The 16644-nt window shown below is 67.0% G+C and carries 13 protein-coding genes and 1 pseudogene; 8 read left to right on the top strand and 6 right to left on the bottom strand.

Going from position 1 to position 16644, the window contains the following annotated elements:
- From QZY44_RS09310 to QZY44_RS09300, 3 genes are all read left to right on the top strand, one after another.
- A partial coding sequence (locus QZY44_RS09310) for a CARDB domain-containing protein (RefSeq protein WP_295445454.1) occupies positions 1–1425 on the top strand: 1425 nt, incomplete at its 5' end.
- A 288-nt stretch (positions 1426–1713) separates the two neighbouring features.
- The gene (locus QZY44_RS09305) at positions 1714–2916 is read left to right on the top strand and encodes an O-antigen ligase family protein (RefSeq protein ID WP_295445451.1); all 1203 of its coding nucleotides are present in this window, start codon (positions 1714–1716) and stop codon (positions 2914–2916) included.
- 26 nt (positions 2917–2942) lie between these two features.
- Entirely contained in the window at positions 2943–3314 is a 372-nt protein-coding gene (locus QZY44_RS09300; RefSeq protein ID WP_295445449.1) for a hypothetical protein, read from the top strand.
- A 111-nt stretch (positions 3315–3425) separates the two neighbouring features.
- Here the strand turns inward: QZY44_RS09300 and QZY44_RS09295 are convergent, their stop codons facing one another.
- The gene (locus QZY44_RS09295; protein ID WP_295445457.1) at positions 3426–4187 is read right to left on the bottom strand and encodes a trypsin-like peptidase domain-containing protein; all 762 of its coding nucleotides are present in this window, start codon (positions 4185–4187) and stop codon (positions 3426–3428) included.
- 111 nt (positions 4188–4298) lie between these two features.
- On the bottom strand, positions 4299–5522 hold the full coding sequence (locus QZY44_RS09290; RefSeq protein ID WP_295445446.1) for a D-alanyl-D-alanine carboxypeptidase: 1224 nt from the start codon (positions 5520–5522) through the stop codon (positions 4299–4301).
- A 269-nt stretch (positions 5523–5791) separates the two neighbouring features.
- On the opposite strand from QZY44_RS09290, the gene QZY44_RS09285 reads away from it, so the two are divergent.
- The 3 genes from QZY44_RS09285 to QZY44_RS09275 are packed head-to-tail and all read left to right on the top strand — an operon-like array spanning position 5792 to position 9161.
- Positions 5792–6802: an ABC transporter substrate-binding protein gene (locus QZY44_RS09285; RefSeq protein ID WP_295445442.1), complete on the top strand. Its 1011-nt coding sequence runs from the start codon at positions 5792–5794 to the stop codon at positions 6800–6802.
- Complete coding sequence (locus QZY44_RS09280; RefSeq protein WP_295445438.1) at positions 6799–8733, top strand: ATP-binding protein; 1935 nt, start codon at positions 6799–6801, stop codon at positions 8731–8733. Before QZY44_RS09285 ends, QZY44_RS09280 begins: the two co-directional genes overlap by 4 nt.
- Positions 8730–9161, top strand: a complete 432-nt coding sequence (locus tag QZY44_RS09275) for a response regulator (protein ID WP_295445435.1) — start codon at positions 8730–8732, stop codon at positions 9159–9161. Before QZY44_RS09280 ends, QZY44_RS09275 begins: the two co-directional genes overlap by 4 nt.
- A 20-nt stretch (positions 9162–9181) precedes the next feature.
- Here the strand turns inward: QZY44_RS09275 and QZY44_RS09270 are convergent, their stop codons facing one another.
- On the bottom strand, positions 9182–10591 hold the full coding sequence (locus tag QZY44_RS09270) for an FAD-dependent oxidoreductase (RefSeq protein WP_295445432.1): 1410 nt from the start codon (positions 10589–10591) through the stop codon (positions 9182–9184).
- 1040 nt (positions 10592–11631) lie between these two features.
- Between QZY44_RS09270 and QZY44_RS09265 the strand changes: the two are divergent.
- Positions 11632–12921: pseudogene (locus QZY44_RS09265) on the top strand (caspase family protein); the annotation flags it as partial.
- Positions 12922–12956: 35 nt separating this feature from the next.
- The gene (locus tag QZY44_RS35725) at positions 12957–13133 is read left to right on the top strand and encodes an SUMF1/EgtB/PvdO family nonheme iron enzyme (RefSeq protein WP_365303809.1); all 177 of its coding nucleotides are present in this window, start codon (positions 12957–12959) and stop codon (positions 13131–13133) included.
- Between the two features lie 208 nt (positions 13134–13341).
- On the opposite strand, the gene QZY44_RS09260 is transcribed toward QZY44_RS35725, so the two are convergent.
- The 3 genes from QZY44_RS09260 to QZY44_RS09250 form a co-directional block, all read right to left on the bottom strand.
- Positions 13342–14349 carry an OmpA family protein gene (locus QZY44_RS09260; protein ID WP_295445426.1) on the bottom strand — a complete coding sequence of 336 codons (1008 nt, stop codon included), beginning with the start codon at positions 14347–14349 and terminating at the stop codon, positions 13342–13344.
- A gap of 19 nt (positions 14350–14368) precedes the next feature.
- Positions 14369–15481 carry a caspase family protein gene (locus QZY44_RS09255; protein WP_295445423.1) on the bottom strand — a complete coding sequence of 371 codons (1113 nt, stop codon included), beginning with the start codon at positions 15479–15481 and terminating at the stop codon, positions 14369–14371.
- Positions 15482–15516: 35 nt separating this feature from the next.
- A partial coding sequence (locus QZY44_RS09250; RefSeq protein ID WP_295445420.1) for a polysaccharide deacetylase family protein occupies positions 15517–16644 on the bottom strand: 1128 nt, incomplete at its 5' end.

Genomic DNA, 16644 nt, shown 5'->3' with positions numbered 1-16644 from the left:
GTCGCGGCAGCGGCGGCCGGGGCCTATCACAGCCTGGCGCTGAAGACCGACGGCAGCCTCTGGGCCTGGGGGTACAACGTTTATTCTCAGGTCGGTGACGGCACCACGGCCAATGTCCTGCTGCCGGTGCAGGTCCTGACCGGGGTCGTGGCGGTGGCGGCTGGTGAGAATTTTTCACTGGCGCTGAAGGGCGACGGTACCCTGTGGGCCTGGGGAAGAAATATGAATGGCCAGCTCGGCGATGGCACCTTGATCAATCGCCCGCTGCCGGTGCAAGTCCTGAGCGGGGTGGCGGCCATGGCGGCCGGCTTTAGCCACAGCCTGGCGATCAAGACCGACGGCAGCCTTTGGGCCTGGGGCTATAACCGCTATGCCCAGGTCGGCGATGGTACGATGCCGGGTGATCGACTGATTCCGGTGCAGGTGCTCACCGGGGTCGTGGCGGTGGCGGGCGGTGCCAATCACAGCCTGGTGCGCAAAGCCGATGGCAGCCTCTGGGCCTGGGGGCGCAACGGTTCCGGTCAGTTGGGCGACGGCACTGCCAGCGATAGCCTGATTCCGGTTCAGGGGATTGGGTTTGGTGCGACGATTCTGCCGCCGGACTTCGCGGTGACCAACATCGCCCTGACGCCCGCCAATCCGGGCGCCAACGCCACCTTGACTGCCACGGTCACGGTGACCAATCAGGGTTTGGCGGCCGGGGCGCCGGGGGCGTTACAGATGTGGGCCGATCGGGCTGCGGCGGCGCCCTGCGGCGGTGTCGGTGACCAGTCCGCCATGCTGCCGAGCCTGGCGGCGGGTGCGAGCGCGACCGTCACGTTCACCGGCCTGCCGGCCGGGGCGGTCGGGGCCAAGACCCTGCGGGCGTTCGTCGACAGCGCCTGCCAGACCCTGGAGAGCGACGACAGCAACAACCAGTCCACCCGGCCTTACACGACCGTCAGCAACGTCACCCTTACGGTGGCCACGGCCGGCACGGGGTCCGGGACGGTCGGCGGTGGGGGGACCTATCCCGCCAACACCCTGGTGACGCCTACTGCCGCCGCGGCGACCGGTTCCACCTTCACCAGCTGGAGCCCGAGCGGTTGCGGCAGCACCTTCGCGCTGACCGCCAACACCACCTGCACGGCCACGTTCACCGCCACCCTCGGTAGCTATGTCATCACCGCCACGGCGAGCCCCGCGGCAGGCGGCGCGGTCAGTTGCTTGCCCACGGCGGTCGCGTCCGGCGGCACCAGCACCTGCGCCGCCACGGCCAACCCGGGTTATGTCTTCGCCGGTTGGCGCGGGGACTGTGTGGGCCCGGCTGGAACCACCTGTATCCTGAGCAACATCACCTCAGCCAAGGCGGTCGTGGCGACCTATGTCGATATGGCGCTGGTAGTGCCCAGCCGCGGTGGTTGGCGGGCGATCCTGGGGCGATGAGGGCAGCGCGCGGCGATGGCGGCGTGTCGGCTAACGAACATAGCCGGGGGGCGCCGTGAAAACGGCCTCGTCGCTGGCTGCAACGTCGGTTGGTGGGGCGTCGTGACAGAGTGCACGAGGTCATCGTATAATTGAAAAATATCAAAGCGGCTGTGCGGGATATACCTGAAGATGTTCTTGCAAAAATGCGCCATTGACGTATGCAGGCCACTACATGTAGTTTTTTCTCAAAGGCTACGCCTACATGATGTGCAAGTTTGCAATTTGCTCTAAAGGTTCTAAATGGACTTGCCGGCTGATCGTGGACTCATTGCACCGGTCGCCCTGGCCTTTTTCCTGGCGGTTTTTTGGCTGCCGCTGCCCCTCGACCTGGGTTTGATTGGACTCACGCTCGGCGCTGCCGCCGCGGTGTTGCTCGCCCCGGAGGCTGGCCGTTCGCCCTGGCCCTGGCCGGACCTGTTGGTGGTTGTCTTTTCCGCGACGCTGGCCCTCTCTATTGCCCGGTCCGGCCATCCGCAGCTCAGCCTGCTGCTGAGTTCGCCCTTCATCCCCGCCGTCCTGATCTATCTGTTGCTGTCCCGTTTTGTCCCTGCGGCGCGGGGGCGTTGGCAGGTGGTCGTCGGGTTGGGCCTCGCCGCAGGGTGGCTGGCGTCCATCGTGCTGTTGGGTGCTGTGCTCTACCGGGTTGACCCGGTGAGCCTGATCAACCAATTGGCAATCCCCGTCCTGGTGGTCCCGAACGACGTCCTGCTGCTGTCGACGTGCGTACCACTGATCCTGGCCGCCGCCTTTGCCGCCAAGACGACCGGCGGGACCTTCGTCGGCCTACTGAGTGTCGCCCTTTGTCTCTTGGCGATGGTGGCGGTCAACAGCCGGGCCGCCCTGCTCGCGGCCGCCATTGGCGTCGGTATTGTCCTCGCACTGGTGGTCGGGCGCCGGGCCTGGCGCATCCTGATGTGGGGGGCGGCCGGACTCTTCGCACTGGACGGGGTCCGCGGTTTCCCATTGCTCGCCAAATTCGCCCAGACACCCGCCTGCGAGCCCCGTCTGCCGCTCTGGGGCGCCGCGCTGCGCCTGTGGTCCGAGCGTCCGCTGCTGGGGTATGGCGCACACAACTATCGCGACCTGTACCGCGACCGGGTCGAGTCGCTGGCCCTGCCCGTGTGCTCCCTGACCGATGGGCGCATCACGCCCTGGCCGCATAACCTGTTCCTGGAGTTGCTGTCGAGTCAGGGCCTGGTGGGCGCGCTCGCCTTGATGGCCCTGCTCGCTTGGGGCGTCAACCGCTCCTTCAGGACGGCGCGCCATGCCGGCGCCACCGACCGACTGCTCGCGGCCGGGCTCTTGGGGGCCTTCGCCGCCTTTGTTGTTGCTGCATTGTTGGAACTGACGTTGCTTCGCTATTGGGTCGTGATCATGACCGCCACATTGGTCGGTCTGGCCGCGACGCTCACCGTACCGCCTGCACCACCTGCCGGAGCCGCTCAATGATGCCCAGACCGAGTCTTGTCCGAATCGTGACCGCCTTCGCTGTGCTGGTTGGCATGGCGGGGTCCATTCTCTGGCCGGATGCGCGACTGCTCCTGGCAGCGCAGGGGTACGGGTCCTACGGGTACTCTTATCTCATCACCGCCACCGCCGAGCCTCCGGCAGGCGGCGCGGTCAGTTGCCTGCCCACGGCGGTCGCGTCCGGCGGCACCAGCACCTGCACCGCCACGACCAACTCGGGTTATGTCTTCGCCGGTTGGCGCGGGGACTGTGCTGGCCAAGGCGGAACCACCTGCACCCTGAGCAACATCACCTCAGCCAAGGCGGTCGTGGCGAATTATGTCGATATGGCGTTGGTGGTCCCCAGCCGGGGCGGTTGGCGGCCAGTCCTGGGGCGATGAGTGATGAGAAATCCGTGCTAGGGGATTTCCGGAAAACCCGGTACCAGCCACCGTCGGATAGGATGTAGGTGCGACTTAATTCGCACCTACATGTGGCGCTCCGAAATCGCCCTAGCCGCCGCCGTGCTGCCTAAGTACCCGCTCCAGCGCGGCGCGGGCGCGGTTGCTCGGGACCGCGAAGCCGATGCCGACGTTGCTGCCGGTGGGGCCGATCAGGGCGGTGTTGATGCCGACGATCTCACCGGCCAGGTTGATCAGTGGGCCGCCGGAGTTGCCGGGGTTGATGGAGGCGTCGGTCTGCACCAACTCACCCAGGTCGCTATCGCCCACGTCGTTGCGGCCCACGGCACTGACGATGCCGGAGGTGACCGTCTGGCCCAGACCGAAGGGGTTACCGATGGCGATGACGAAGTCCCCGACCTCCAGTGCCCGTGAATCGCCGAAGGGCAGGGGGGTGATGGCGATCCGCGGGATCGCGAGCACGGCCAGATCGGTGCTCTCATCCACGCCCAGCAGTCGGGCGGGATAGCTGCGCCGGTCCTTGAGGGTGACGTCGATCGCGGTCGCCCCTTCCAGCAGGTGCTGGTTAGTGAGTATATAGCCGCGCTCGCCGTCCACGATAACCCCAGACCCCACGCTCTGGCGCCGCTCGGTGTCCCCTTCCTTGGGGATCTCCAGGCCGAAGTGTTTCATGAAACGGCGAAAATCGCGGTCTTTCAGGAGCGGGTTCCGCTCGGTACGTACCACCGCGTCCACCGCCACGTTCACCACCGCGGGTGTGACCCGGCGCATCAACGGGGCCAACGACGGATAGCCGGCACTGGCCTTGTGGAGTGGAAACCGGTCCGCAAATGCGGCCGCCTCCGGGCGCAGCTGCGGCTGCCATTGGCAGGCCGTGAGCGTCAGGTAGGCGGCGGCCAGCAGGGCGGTATTGAGGCGGGATGCCGGACGCGGTGCCGGCCGACCGGAAGCAGGCACGACCCGTCAGCGGACCAGGTCGGCGGCGACCCGGCGCCGCAGACCGGCGTCCACCGGCTGATTGATCATCAATGCAAAGGGCTCCCAGGCCGTGCCGCGCCGCACATAACCGGCGTAGCAGCTCACGCCGGTGAGGGTGCCGGTCTTGGCGCGGATGCTGGGGTTGCCCTCCTGGGTCGGCATCAGGTCGCGGTTGGGGGCGAAGGACTGCATCACCTCCACGAGTTGCCGGGCGGAGAGGCGGTTCCCGCGCGACAGCCCGGCGCCGTCCTCGATCTTGAAATCGGTCCAGTGAAATTTCTTGCGGGCGAATTCGGTCATGGCCTGTTGGGCGGCGGCGACGCTCACCCGCCCCTTGCCTTGGGGGTCCGCCATCCGCAGGAACAGCGAGTTGGCTACAAAGTTGTTGGAATATTTCAGCGTCGGCACGAGCATATCCGCCAGGCTCTTGCTATTCTTGTGCCGATACACGAGCTTGGCCCCGTTGGGGATGCTACCCAGGTGCTGGCCGCCGCTCAACTGGATGCCGTTGGCGGCGAGCTTGGCGGCGAGCAGTTCGCCGAAATAGCCGACCGCGATGGGGCGCTGTTTCAGGTTCACCCGCTGGGTGCCCGCGCCGCCCTGTTGGCCAAAGCGTCGGGCGGTATCGGTCAGGGGGGTCTGGGGTTCAGCGCTGGCAACGCTCCCGCCGCTGTGTACCACGTTGACGGTGTTGAAGTTCGCCGCCAGGGCCGTCACCGGGGCGTCATAGGGGTTGTCGGTGGCGGAACGCCCGGCGATCTCCACGTCCTGGTCGAAATAGCTGTCGTCGAGTCCGATCCCCGTGACCCGGGTGACGCCCGCGCTCTTGAGACCCTGGCAGACGCGATCAAGCTCTTCGGAGACCAGATAGGGATCGGCGCGACCCTTCACCCACAGGGTGCCCTGGCCGTCCTGATAGAACTCGGTCTCAAAGTGGTAGTCGCGCCCCCAGGTCGTGATCGCGGCGAGCGCGGTCAGGACCTTCATGGTCGAGGCCGGCGCGAGCGGCAGGTCCGGATTGTGGGAGACCACCGCCTGGCCACCTTCCTGGACCAGCAGTCCGGCCTTGGCGAGCCCCTGGACCTGGGTCAGCGCATCGCCCAGGGCAGGCATACCGCAGGGCAGGAGGCACAGGGCGAGGAGTCCGCCGAACCACTGACCATACCGGGGGCGGGTGATCGGCGGCCGGGTGCTGGGGGCTTTGGTCATGGTGTCTGGTGAGGCTCAGTGGATGTGGAGGCACCACCCGCGGGCGGCATTTGCTAGGATATCCCAGAATCGGCCGGATCGGGACCGTGCCGGGTTGCCGGGGTATGGTAGATTCAACTTCCTGGGGGCTGCGGGCGCCATCGCCGATCGCTTTAGTGGCGGGACTTGCCTCCAGGCCGGCGCCGCAGCGCTGGCCGGCCTCCCTGGCTGGGATTTCTTGGGCAAAGCCCCTATTTGCGGCTGATGAGTCAAATTTCCAAATGAGCCGCATGATGAGGATCGCACGCATCGGCGCCGGTGTCCTCGTACTGGCGCTGATCGCCGGCCTCGGGTGGTGGCTGCGGCCGGCGCCCCCGTCGCCCGAGCCGCTGGTGCTCGCGGTCACCCAAACCACATTTGGTGCACCGTTGTGGGTAGCGCAGCGGGGGGGGTTCTTCAGCGCCGCGGGACTGGCGGTCACCCTGCGGCCTTACGCGACCGGCAAGCTCGCCTTTGAGGCCATGCTGCGCGGCGAGGCACAGATCGCCACTGTGACCGAGACGCCGCTGGTCTTTGCGAGCCTCGCGGGGACGCCATTTACGGTCATCGCAAACTACGCATCCAGTACTGAGCACAGCCTCGTGGTCCGCGCCGACCGGGGTATCGCCGCCGTGACTGACCTGCGCGGCCGCCGGATTGGTGTGGCGCCGGGCACCTCGGCCCAGTATTTCCTGCATGTCGTGCTGACGGACGAGGGGCTGAGCGAGGCCGACCTCACGGTGGTCCCGCTGCCGGCACCGCAGCAGGCGGCCGCCCTGGCGGCGGGGGAGGTCGATGCAGTTGCTACCTTTGCGCCCTATTCGGGTCAGTGCCGCCTGGCGCTGGGGAAAGCAGCGCGCTCTTTCGGTACGGGGATTCGCTACACCGGCTATGGCAACCTGGTGGCCCCCCGCGATCTTCCGAGCGCGCGGCCCGAGGCGATGCTGCGCCTGTTGCGGGCACTGGATCGGACCATCTACTGGATGCGCAGGAACCAGGATGAGTCGCTGGCGCTCGCGGCGGCGGGGTCGGGAACCGAGACTGCCTTGCTTAGAGATGGCTGGGACACGCTGCACCCGCGTCTGGGTCTCGACCAGGGTTTCGTCGTTTTGCTCCAGGCCGAGGCCCGCTGGGCTATCGCCGCCGGGCTGGTCCCGGGCCGGCCCCCGGGCGCCGTGGTACCCGATTATCGTGACTTCATTGATGCCACCGCCCTGGTGCGGCTGCGCCCGGAGTCGGTGACCATGATCAGTACGCCATGAGGTTGCGTACCCGCTCCCGGCTTGCCGCCCTGGTCGCCACCCTGGTCTTCCTGGCCCTGCTCGGACTGTTTCTGCTCGCCTACCGGGGTAAACTTCAGACCCAACGGGATCTCGCCGTGACCGAGTCCCTGAGCGTGCAGATCGCGCAACTGCGCACCGAGCTGTTCGGCTACCTGCTGCACCCGCAGTTGGAGCCGCGCGCTCAGGTGCAGGCGCAATTCCGGGTCCTTCAGGGGCTGCTGGAGCGGCAGGCCCCGGCCATCGATGACTCGATCCGCGACGACGAACAGACCCGCTATGCCTGGGAGAGTGTGCGCCGACTGGTGGGCGAGGGGCACGCGTTGTTTGTCGATTTGGGCGGGGCCCGGACCGACCCGCGGCTCGCTGAGCGTGACGCGCGCACCGCCGACCTGATCCTGGCCGATAGCCACTCGTTGATCCTCTACGTCAACCAGATCCGTTATCGCGCCAGCGAGCGGTTTCTGCGGGCCAGTTCGTGGGAGAATCTGACCCTGGGCGCGCTGCTGGCGGGCATTGCCGGTCTTGGCCTCACGCTCTTTGCGGTGTTCGAGCGGATGATTCTGGCGCCGGTGCAGGAGCTTTACCGGGCCGCGCTGGGGGTCGCCGGCGGCGAGTTGAGCCTGCGGCTAAAGAGCCCCCGGCGGGACGAATTCGGCGAGATGGCGGCGGCCTTCGACGGGATGCTGGACCAGCTCCAGGAGACTACGGTGTCGCGGGCGCGCCTCGAGGTCGAGATCGCCGAGCGGGCACAGGTGCAGCGGGCCTTGCAGGAGACTGAAGACTGGTTCCAGTTGGCACTGGAGGTGAGCCGCTCCTTTGCCTTTGAGTGGGAGCCGGCCAGCGACCAGGTGCGGCGCAGCACCAGCAGCGGCGCCATTCTGGGCCTCACCGGGGCGGTGGTGGAGCACGACACGGGGCAGGCCTATTTCCAACGAGTGGCCCCGGCGGATCGTGAACGCTTTGTCGCCATGCTGCGGCGGTTGCAGCCGGGCAATGATCGCTACCACACCGACTACCGGCTCACCCGGGGCGACGGCCAGACCGTGGTCCTCGAAGAGACGGCGCGGGCCTTTTTCGACCCGGCGGGCCGGTTGCAGTCGTTGGTGGGGGCGACGACGGACATCACCGAGCGGCGGCAGGCCGAGGCGGAAGTCCAACGCCTGAACGCCGACTTGGAAGTTCGGGTCCAGCAGCGCACCGCGGAGCTGCAGTCCGCCAACCGTGAGTTGGAGTCATTTGCCTACGCGGTGTCACACGACCTGCGCGCCCCGCTGCGAGCGCTGAGCGGCTTCAGCCAGGCCCTGGTGGAGGACTATGGTCCACGCCTGGACGGCGAGGCGCTGGTCTTCCTCGACCAGATCCAGAGTGCCAGTCACCGCATGGGCGAGCTGATTGATGGCATACTGACGCTCTCGCGCAGCACGCGCGGCGAACTGCGCCGGGAGCCGGTGGACCTGGGCGCGGCGGCCCACCGCCTGCTGCTGATGGAGCGGGCGGCGGCGCCGACGCGCCAGGTCACCTGGGAGCTGGCAGCCGGGCTGGAGGTCTTCGGCGACCCGGCGATGTTGGACCTGGTGATGGTCAACCTGATCGACAATGCCTGGAAGTACACCAGCAAGACGTTTGGTGCGATCATCCGGGTTTACGGTGAAGAACGTGATGGCGTGCGTTGGTTTTGTGTCGCCGACAACGGGGCCGGTTTCGACATGGCCTATGCCGAACGCCTCTTCAAGCCATTCCAGCGGCTGCATCGCCAGGACGAGTTCCCCGGTATCGGGATTGGACTCGCCACGGTGCAACGCATTATCAGCCGCCATGGCGGCACCATTACGGCCGACGGTGTGCCGGGGGGCGGTGCGACCTTTCGCTTCACCCTGCCCGCTACCAGCGGCCGAACGGAGACAGTATGAAAGGTAGTGCCGTCCTCATCGTTGAGGACAATCCCCAGGACGAGATGCTGATGCTGCGCGCCCTGCAGAAGTCGAAGCTGGCCAACCGGATCGACGTGGTGCGCGACGGTCAACAGGCCCTGGACTACCTGTTTGCGGAGGGTGAGTTCGCCAGCCGCACCGGGGGGCTGCCGGCGGTGGTCCTGCTCGATATTGGCCTGCCGCGGCTCTCGGGTCTGCAGGTGCTCGAGCGCGTGCGCGCCGACCCGCGCACCCGCCTGCTGCCGGTGGTGATCCTCACCTCCTCCGACGAGGAACAGGATCGGTTCACGAGTTACGAGCACGGCGCCAACAGTTTCGTGCGCAAGCCCCTGGAATTCGCCGAACTGGCCGAGACCGTGGTGCGTCTCGGGATCTACTGGCTGCTCGTCAACGAGCCGCCCATCTGACCGCTGCCCTGATGGCCGGGTTAGACCGCCTGCGCTAGCGAGTGGTCGTCGGCGTCAGCCCCTTCGGACCCCATCAATAAATCCCGCGCGAAGGCCGGCTCGTCGATGTGCGCCCCCAGCTGGCGGGTCAGGGTGCGCATATCGGCCTCGGCGTTGCCCAGGCAACTGGTGCCGCCGGGGGAGGGCGCGAGGTTGAAGATGATTCCGTCGGCGTTGGTGAGCTTGGCCTCGCCCAGGCGCAACTCCCCGCTCGCCCGGTCGATGAGCAGTGGCCTGATCCCGCCGAAGCCCTCCGCGTAGCTCAGGTCCGCGGCGGTGAGTGAGGGGACGATCTTGCGGATCTCACGAATGTAGAGCCGGCGGCTGAGCCCGGGGAGCTCGCACAACAGATGGCGCAGGAGTTGTTGGCGCATATCCGGGACCCGCAGCAGGTCGCGCAAGGTGCCGACCACCCGCTGGTCCGACCGCAATACCTGGAAGAACTCGCTGGCCGTCTCCCGGTTGTGTGGTTCCAGCAAGGGTCGCAGCAGGGTCGTGGGCCCGAAGCGGGTCTTGCCGCGCTCCTTGATGTCGTGGTCGCCATGCACTGCGGCGAAGGGCATGCGCGGATTCTGGATCGTGTAAACCTTGCCGTTCAGCGCCTCGGGGGCGAAATAAAAGGACCCGGCCATGGGCAGACAGGCACAGTCGAGCCCCAGACCCATCGCCTGTGCCATGAGGAGCGAGTGCCCGCCCGCGCACACCACCACGGAACGTGCCTGCAAGAGACCGCGGTTGGTCTCCAGCACATAGTCCGGACCGTCGCGCTGGATGCGCCCCACGGTGGTGGAGAACAGCTGAGTGACCTGCTTGTCGGTGGTGCGGTCCAGGCGCACACAGGCGTGTGAGAAGGACTCGGCGAGCGCCGCAAAATCCACTGCGCTGACGTCGTCCGGGGTGCCGGTGGCGAGGATCTCCTCGCGCCGCCAGGTCCCGTCGATCAGGGCAACGTCGGGCTCCAGGTCGGCGATGGCATGGCGATCCAGGAGCTGCATCCGCGGATAGAGGTCCTTGAAGGCCTCGTAACGGCGGCGGATGAAGGCGCATTCTTCAGAGCCCACCCCGAGCACCATTTTGGGCATCGGAAAAATGATGCGGTCGCGTTCCCGGGTGGGCAGGGTGCCGGCATAGTTGACCACCATCGCGGCCATGCGCCGCACCGCCCGCGCCTTCGCCAGGCTGTAGTTGGTCTCGATGTCCCCGCAGTGCAGCGTCTGGCTGTTGTGGTGGGCGTGTGAGTTGACCTGCGCCACGCCGTCGCATTTTTCCAGGAGACCCAGGCGTTTCAGGTCAGTAAAGCGCCCGAGCGTGTAGAGCAGGGCCAGTCCGGTCACACCGGCACCCACGATCAGACAGTCGTACTTAGTCGAAGCGGTCGTCGAAGCGGTCATGGTCGCGGGCTCCGGGGTGGAACTCAAGGGTTGCCCGTCAGCGAGGCGCTGCCGTGTTCGTGGCGTTTGTGCAGTGCAGCAATGTCGACACATTAGCCCAAGTGCCGACGCGGGGAAATCAGGGGTAACGGATTTATTGAATTGGGTCCATAAATAATTTGAGGTCCCGGCCCAGTGTCGCGAGAAGCGGGCGCGGTGTCCTGAGGGGGCGGCAGAGGCACGCGGTGCGCCCCGCGCCCCTTCCAACGTCACGGGCGAGACATTCCGGGGTCCGGTCATGGCCCCGGCATACGCCTATTTCGGATGCCGGGGGGGCGCCGACATCTGCGCCGGTATCGATGGAATAGCCGGGGAAGTGTCTCAAGGATCAGGGGAAATGCCCAGAGCTATCGGGGGTATTCCCGATTCCATCAGAGGTGAGTCTCCAGGTCATCGGGGTATTTTTTCCCGCTTCAGGGGAATTCCAGAGGCCATAGGGGGTAACACCGATTCCTATGGGGGCGTCCCCGAGCCATTCGGGGATATTCTCTGAACGCTGTGTCAAGTACAGTAAGTTGCTATATAAACAGCGTATTGAAACGGTATAGAATGATTCATCCGCCTGGGGTGATCCCCAAAGGCTCCGGGGGAAATCTCGATACCTCCGGGGGTCGTCTCAAATGTGTCGGGGATAACCTCTAGCTTTATGTGGTATTCCCTCGTGATAGGGGGTCATCCCCGCTTCATAGAGGGGGGCTTCCCGGATACCCTTCAGGTCTTCCCGGACGTTGCGGGGGCTGGCTTGAGGCTCAGGGGGGCGAGGGTGGAGGGTCGGCAGGTGCGGTCCGCGACCAGCAGGTTGGGCCGCGAGGGTCTGCTTGCCCCGGCGAAGGCGCTCCACATCCGATGATCAAACCGTCAGGAGTGAGGTCGGGCTAGCGCAGCGTAACCCGACATGCCGAGGTTTGATGTCGGGTTACGGCGCGCGTTAAACCTCTGGTCTTGTTATTTTAGGTCAGTGCCACGCGCGCCTAACCCGACCTACGGCAATCTGCGATAGGATGCGTCGGCCATCGGCTTTATTCCTCCCGCCCCCCACTCCTGGAGCGCCCGAGATGACGATCAGCGCCCGCCTGCCGGCCCTCGTGCTCGGCATCCTGATCTGTAGCGCACTGGCGCCACTGCTTGGCGCGACCGCGGCACTGGCCGCGGACCCTGCGCGCGCGGCATTGGTCATCGGCAACGCGGTCTATCGGGGTGAGGCGCCGCTGATCAATACGCGCAACGACAGCGCGGATATGGCGCGCAAGCTCACCGCACTGGGCTTTCGGGTGACTGAACACCAGGACCTGGGCCGGCGGGACCTGGCGCGGGTCTTGAACGACTTCGTGCGTCAGGTCCGCGGCAGCGACGGTGTGGCACTCTTCTATTACTCCGGCCACGGCCTGCAGATGGGCGGCAAGAACTATCTGGTCCCGGTGGACGCCCAGTTGGGCGACGAACTGGATGTACCCAGCGAGGCGGTCCCGATCGATACCCTGCTGGCCGGGCTGGGCCAGCGCGGCGACAACGCGGTCAACCTCCTCATCCTGGACGCCTGCCGCAACAACCCTTACCAGCGCTCCGACCGCAAGGCCATCGGCGACAAGGGCCTGGCGCGGGTGGAGGCGCCCAGCGGGACACTCATCCTGTATGCCACCCGCCCCGGCGAGACCGCCAGCGACAACCCCGGCGGACGCAACGGGCTCTTCACCCAACACCTGCTGGCCACGCTCGACCAGCCCGGGGGCCAGGTGGAGGAGACCTTCAAACAGGTCGCCCGCGCCGTCTATACCGCCAGCGGCAAGGCGCAATCGCCCTGGCAGGAAGGGGTGCTGTTCGGGCAATTCTATTTCGCACCGCCCGCCGTCGGCCCGGTCGCCCAGGCGGTCCCGCCGCCACGCCCGCCGCCGGTGGCCGCGGGGTATTTGCAGGTGAGTGTCGACGCCCCCGGGGCGCGGATATCCGTGGACGGGCGCGAACTGGGCAGTGCCGAACCGGGCGTGCCGCTGAACCTGAGCAACCTGCCACTGGGCACGGTGCGCGTCGAGGCCAGCGCCCCCGGGCGGCAGCGGGTGGAGCGCTCAGTGGCGCTGCCGGCCGGTGCCTGGGTGCAAGTACTGCTGAACCTGCCCGCGGCCGGACCAGTCGCCGGCGACACCTGGACCGAGCCCAAGACCGGGATGGCGTTCGTCTGGGTGCCAGGCGGCAGTTTTCAGATAGGGTGTGGGGGGGCCTGGGCGGGTGATTGTTACGATAACGAAAAGCCTGCGCGTCAGGTCGCGTTGACGCGTCAGGTCGCGTTGAAGGGTTACTGGATGGCGAAGACCGAGGTGACGCAGGCGCAATGGCAGAAGGTCATGGGCAGCAACCCGTCAATGATGCCACGTCCGCGCGGGTGGTGCGCGGGGGCTCTTGGGGCAGCGGCCCCTTGGGCCTGCGCGCCGCTGGCCGCAGCAAGTACCAGCCCGAGTTCCGCTACTGCAACCTCGGTTTGCGTCTTGCCAGGACTATTTTCCCTTAATTCCTTTAACTCTTTGCCCCTTGAAAGCTGCGTAGCCGCGTAGGATGGGTAGAGCGCAGCGAAACCCATCGTTGCGTTGCACTCCGGCAGGGTCGCCAGGGTCGCCTCTGCAAGTGGCTGATATATTGTGTATCTGCGAGTCTACTCCCGGATTCCGCTGCGGCTGCATCCGGGCTACATCGGGCAGGCTCCGAATACTTTCACAGTCTCACTGCGGCAATACCACCGCCACCCGGCGGTTGAGCGGCTGGTCGCAGTCCGGTCGCTGGTTGCCGGCCGGATAACGCGGCTCACGCTCACCGCGCCCCTCGCTGCGCAGCCGGCCGCGCAGTTGCGGGTAGTCGCGCTCGATCAGCGCCGCCACCTGGCGGGCGCGCCGCTCCGATAGGTCCTGGTTGAAGGCATCCTCGGCGCACTGGTCGGTGTGACCGATGAGGCCCACCATGCCGGCGTCGGGGGACGGCCCCGGGGCCGTGCCCGGGCCGGGGCGCGGTCGCGGGTCGAATCCCCTGCTCGTCCCGGCCAGATACCGCCCCAATTCGGCGACCGCCTTGAGTCCTGCCGCATTGGGTTGATCCTGGTTGGTGTCGAACAGGATATAGAGGTCCAATCGCGGCCGGGGATCGAAGCCACGCCCACAGGCCTGCCCCGCGCGACAGGTCCCCAGGCCGCGCTGCGCGGTAAAGAAACGCCCTATCGTCTCCGCGCTCATGGCCTGGCGCTCCGGGCTCTGGTCGATGGTCCTCTGGACCCCGGTGAACCAGGCGGGCCCGGCGGCCAGGCCCCTGCTCGCCGGCTGTCCCGCCCCGGCCCCGGTCGCCGCGCGGGCGAACAGTGCGCGCGCCGTATCGGCCGCCGCCAGGGCCTCGGCCACCTCACCCAGTGCCAGACTGGCTTGGGCCTGGCGGCCCAGGATGGCCCCCTGCACCTGCGGGTCGTTGTCGGCCAGGCCCAGGGCCTGCCGCAGGGCCGCGGCCGCGGCCTGGGGTTCGTTGCTCGCCAGCCGGGCCACGCCGAGCTGGTAATAGGCCAGCGTCTCCGGGCACGCCTGGACCGAGCGCTCCAGCAGCCGCGTCTTGTCCGCCGGGTCAGCGCTCGCCAGCGCCTGCTCATAGAGTTGGGCACCCTGGTCGCAGTCGGTGGCCCGCACCAGCAATGGCAACAGGGCCAGGGCCAGGGCGAGCGCGATGCCCTGTACGAACGGCTTCGGTTTCATTGTCTCGTCTCCATGATGCCTATTGGGCGGGTCGCTCCTGGGTCACTAGCGCCAGTGTCGCGACGGCCACCCCGGTGGGGTTGGCGGCGACGGCGCCGACGACCTGCTGGTAGAGCGACTCATTGGTCGCGAGCTTGGAGCGACCAACGAGCTGATCGAGAAAGGCCGGGCGCTCGCTGAAGGCATAGGCCACCACCAGGTCGGTGCCCAGCGGGTCCGTGACCTGGAGCGGTGGCGCCCCCGCGGCCGGGAGGGTGATCGGCGCGGCGGCCAGCGCCGGGTTGCCTTGGATCAGCGGGTGGAATTTGCCGCCCACCCCCGTCGTCGCCTGCCGCGAGAGGTCCCGCGGGGTGAGCCGGTCCGGCGTTGCGGTACCGAACGCCTTGGCGATGGCCCGGGTAAAGAGGCTGCCGGCGGGCGTGGCAATGGAGGCCTCGTCGTCCCGGGCGGCGGCGATCATCACATAGTTGCTGCCCGCCGGCCCCTTCGCCAAACCCTTTGTCGACAGCACCGCCGGCATCTCCGGGTACCAATAGCTCTTCGACACGCCGCCTTGGTCGGCCAGCGAGCGGGTGGCGGCGGACCTCAGACTCCGGTCGGCCGTGCCACTGTGGCAGGCATCGATCAGGACCAGGACCTTGCGGCTGGGGATCTGCGCGAGCAGAGTGCCCAGCTGGTCGTCGACCAGAACGCCGTCGAGTGTGTTGCGCCCCTTGCGGCGTGCCTGGCGCAGGTCGTACATGGTCAGCACCTCGTCGGCGCCGTCGTCGGTCTCGTCCCCGTTTTCGTCGGGGATACGCGAACCGTGGCCGCTGAAATAGAGCAACACCCGGTCGGAGGCCTGCGTCCCCTGGATCAGCCAAGTCTGGATCTTGGCCACGACCTGATCGAGCGTTGCGTGTTGATCGGTGAGTGTGGCGATCTCGGCAAAGCCCAACGACTCGGCCAGCGCCCGCATCTGTTTGATGTCCAGGTCGATGCCCGGCAGGTTGTTGTGGCTGTCCGCGTACCTGCCGACACCGATCAGCAGTGCGCGGTCGGCGGCCTGCGCGCTGAAGGGCAGGGCGGCGAGTGCGCAGGTGCCAAACAGGGCGGCACCAGACAGTAAGGCAGGGTAGATGTGTCGGCGCATCGGGGCCTCGCTGTGCGATTACGGTTCGTGTCTTCTCAGTCTTCCCCGGTACCGCGTCCGAATAAAGTGTCGTAGCGCGTATTGTCTCCGCGTGTCTGCTCGTAGCACTCCGCGACGGTGTGCGGCGTGCCCATGCGCAGTAGCTTGCTGACAGTGACGAACTGGTAGCCCTGGTGCTGCAATTCCGGGATCATTGTGCGCAACGCCTTGGCGGTCGCGAATCCGCGCCCGTTGGCATGCATGACGACAATCGAGCCGCGGCCGGGTTTGACACTCTTGCGAACCTTCTCGGCGATCGCCTCGGCGGTTTGTCCGCGTCCGGGGTCGCCCGTGACGATATCCCATTGCACCGCCGCCAGGCCATCGTCCGCCAGCTCGGCGAGCGACTCGCTGCTGCATGTGCCATAGGGGAATCGGAACGTCGCCGGCAGCTGCGGGATACGGTCGATCACGTCCGGGCCAAGCGTGGCCGCGCATTGGTCGACCAGTGCGTCACGCAGCCCGATGTACTGCGCCTGGGTCCACAGGATTTGCTCGCGCATCGCGCGTCCCTTCAGAACCCGCAGGTTGCCGTGGGTCCAGGCATGGTTGCCGACTTCGAATAACGGGTCCGCCATCAACTGCTTGGCGCGCTCAGCATGGGATCGCATCCACTTGCCGCCGGCGAAAAAGGTCGCCTGGACATCCTGCTCGCGCAGGTAGTTGACGATCTCTGAATCATAGCCTGACTGTTCGTTGGCCTGCTCGCAGAGGTCGAAGGTCAGTGCGATCACCCGGCCTTTGGGGTCGCGGAGGTCGACCCAGCGGATGGAATCCGGCACGGCGGCGGACCGGCGGCTCGGGGTCGACTCGGCGTGTTCGATGAGCGCGCGCGACGGGCCGCTGACATCCGGGGGCTGCACGCGACGGGCGTGCTTCTCGGCGGCGTTGCCGAGCAGGGCGTGCCGCGACCAACAGCGCTCCAGCACGCGATAGGATTGGCCCTGAGTGTGTGCATCGGGCAGGTCCAACGCCGGCGCCTCCCGCGGTGCTGGCTCCTGCGTCAGAATGGCCGTATCCAATGGCGCCGGCAACGGCGCTACCGGCGCCACTGGGCTGCTTGACGCACTGTTGCGCCCCTGGTCGCCCAGCCGCGGGCCGGCCAAGGGTTGTCCCGCGGCCAG

Origin of the sequence: uncultured Thiodictyon sp. (assembly GCA_903837595.1) — a bacterium.
Taxonomy (GTDB): Bacteria; Pseudomonadota; Gammaproteobacteria; order Chromatiales; family Chromatiaceae; genus Thiodictyon.
Note: the sequence above shows the minus strand (reverse complement) of the source record. Positions and strands in the feature narration are given on the sequence as shown.

Coding starts and splice junctions, on each gene's coding strand:
- QZY44_RS09285 (WP_295445442.1), top strand. CDS start 5,792: ATGATGAGGATCGCACGCATCGGCGCCGGTGTCCTCGTACTGGCGCTG.
- QZY44_RS09260 (WP_295445426.1), bottom strand. CDS start 14,349: ATGAAACCGAAGCCGTTCGTACAGGGCATCGCGCTCGCCCTGGCCCTG.
- QZY44_RS09270 (WP_295445432.1), bottom strand. CDS start 10,591: ATGACCGCTTCGACGACCGCTTCGACTAAGTACGACTGTCTGATCGTG.
- QZY44_RS09280 (WP_295445438.1), top strand. CDS start 6,799: ATGAGGTTGCGTACCCGCTCCCGGCTTGCCGCCCTGGTCGCCACCCTG.
- QZY44_RS09290 (WP_295445446.1), bottom strand. CDS start 5,522: ATGACCAAAGCCCCCAGCACCCGGCCGCCGATCACCCGCCCCCGGTAT.
- QZY44_RS09255 (WP_295445423.1), bottom strand. CDS start 15,481: ATGCGCCGACACATCTACCCTGCCTTACTGTCTGGTGCCGCCCTGTTT.
- QZY44_RS35725 (WP_365303809.1), top strand. CDS start 12,957: ATGGCAGAAGGTCATGGGCAGCAACCCGTCAATGATGCCACGTCCGCG.
- QZY44_RS09275 (WP_295445435.1), top strand. CDS start 8,730: ATGAAAGGTAGTGCCGTCCTCATCGTTGAGGACAATCCCCAGGACGAG.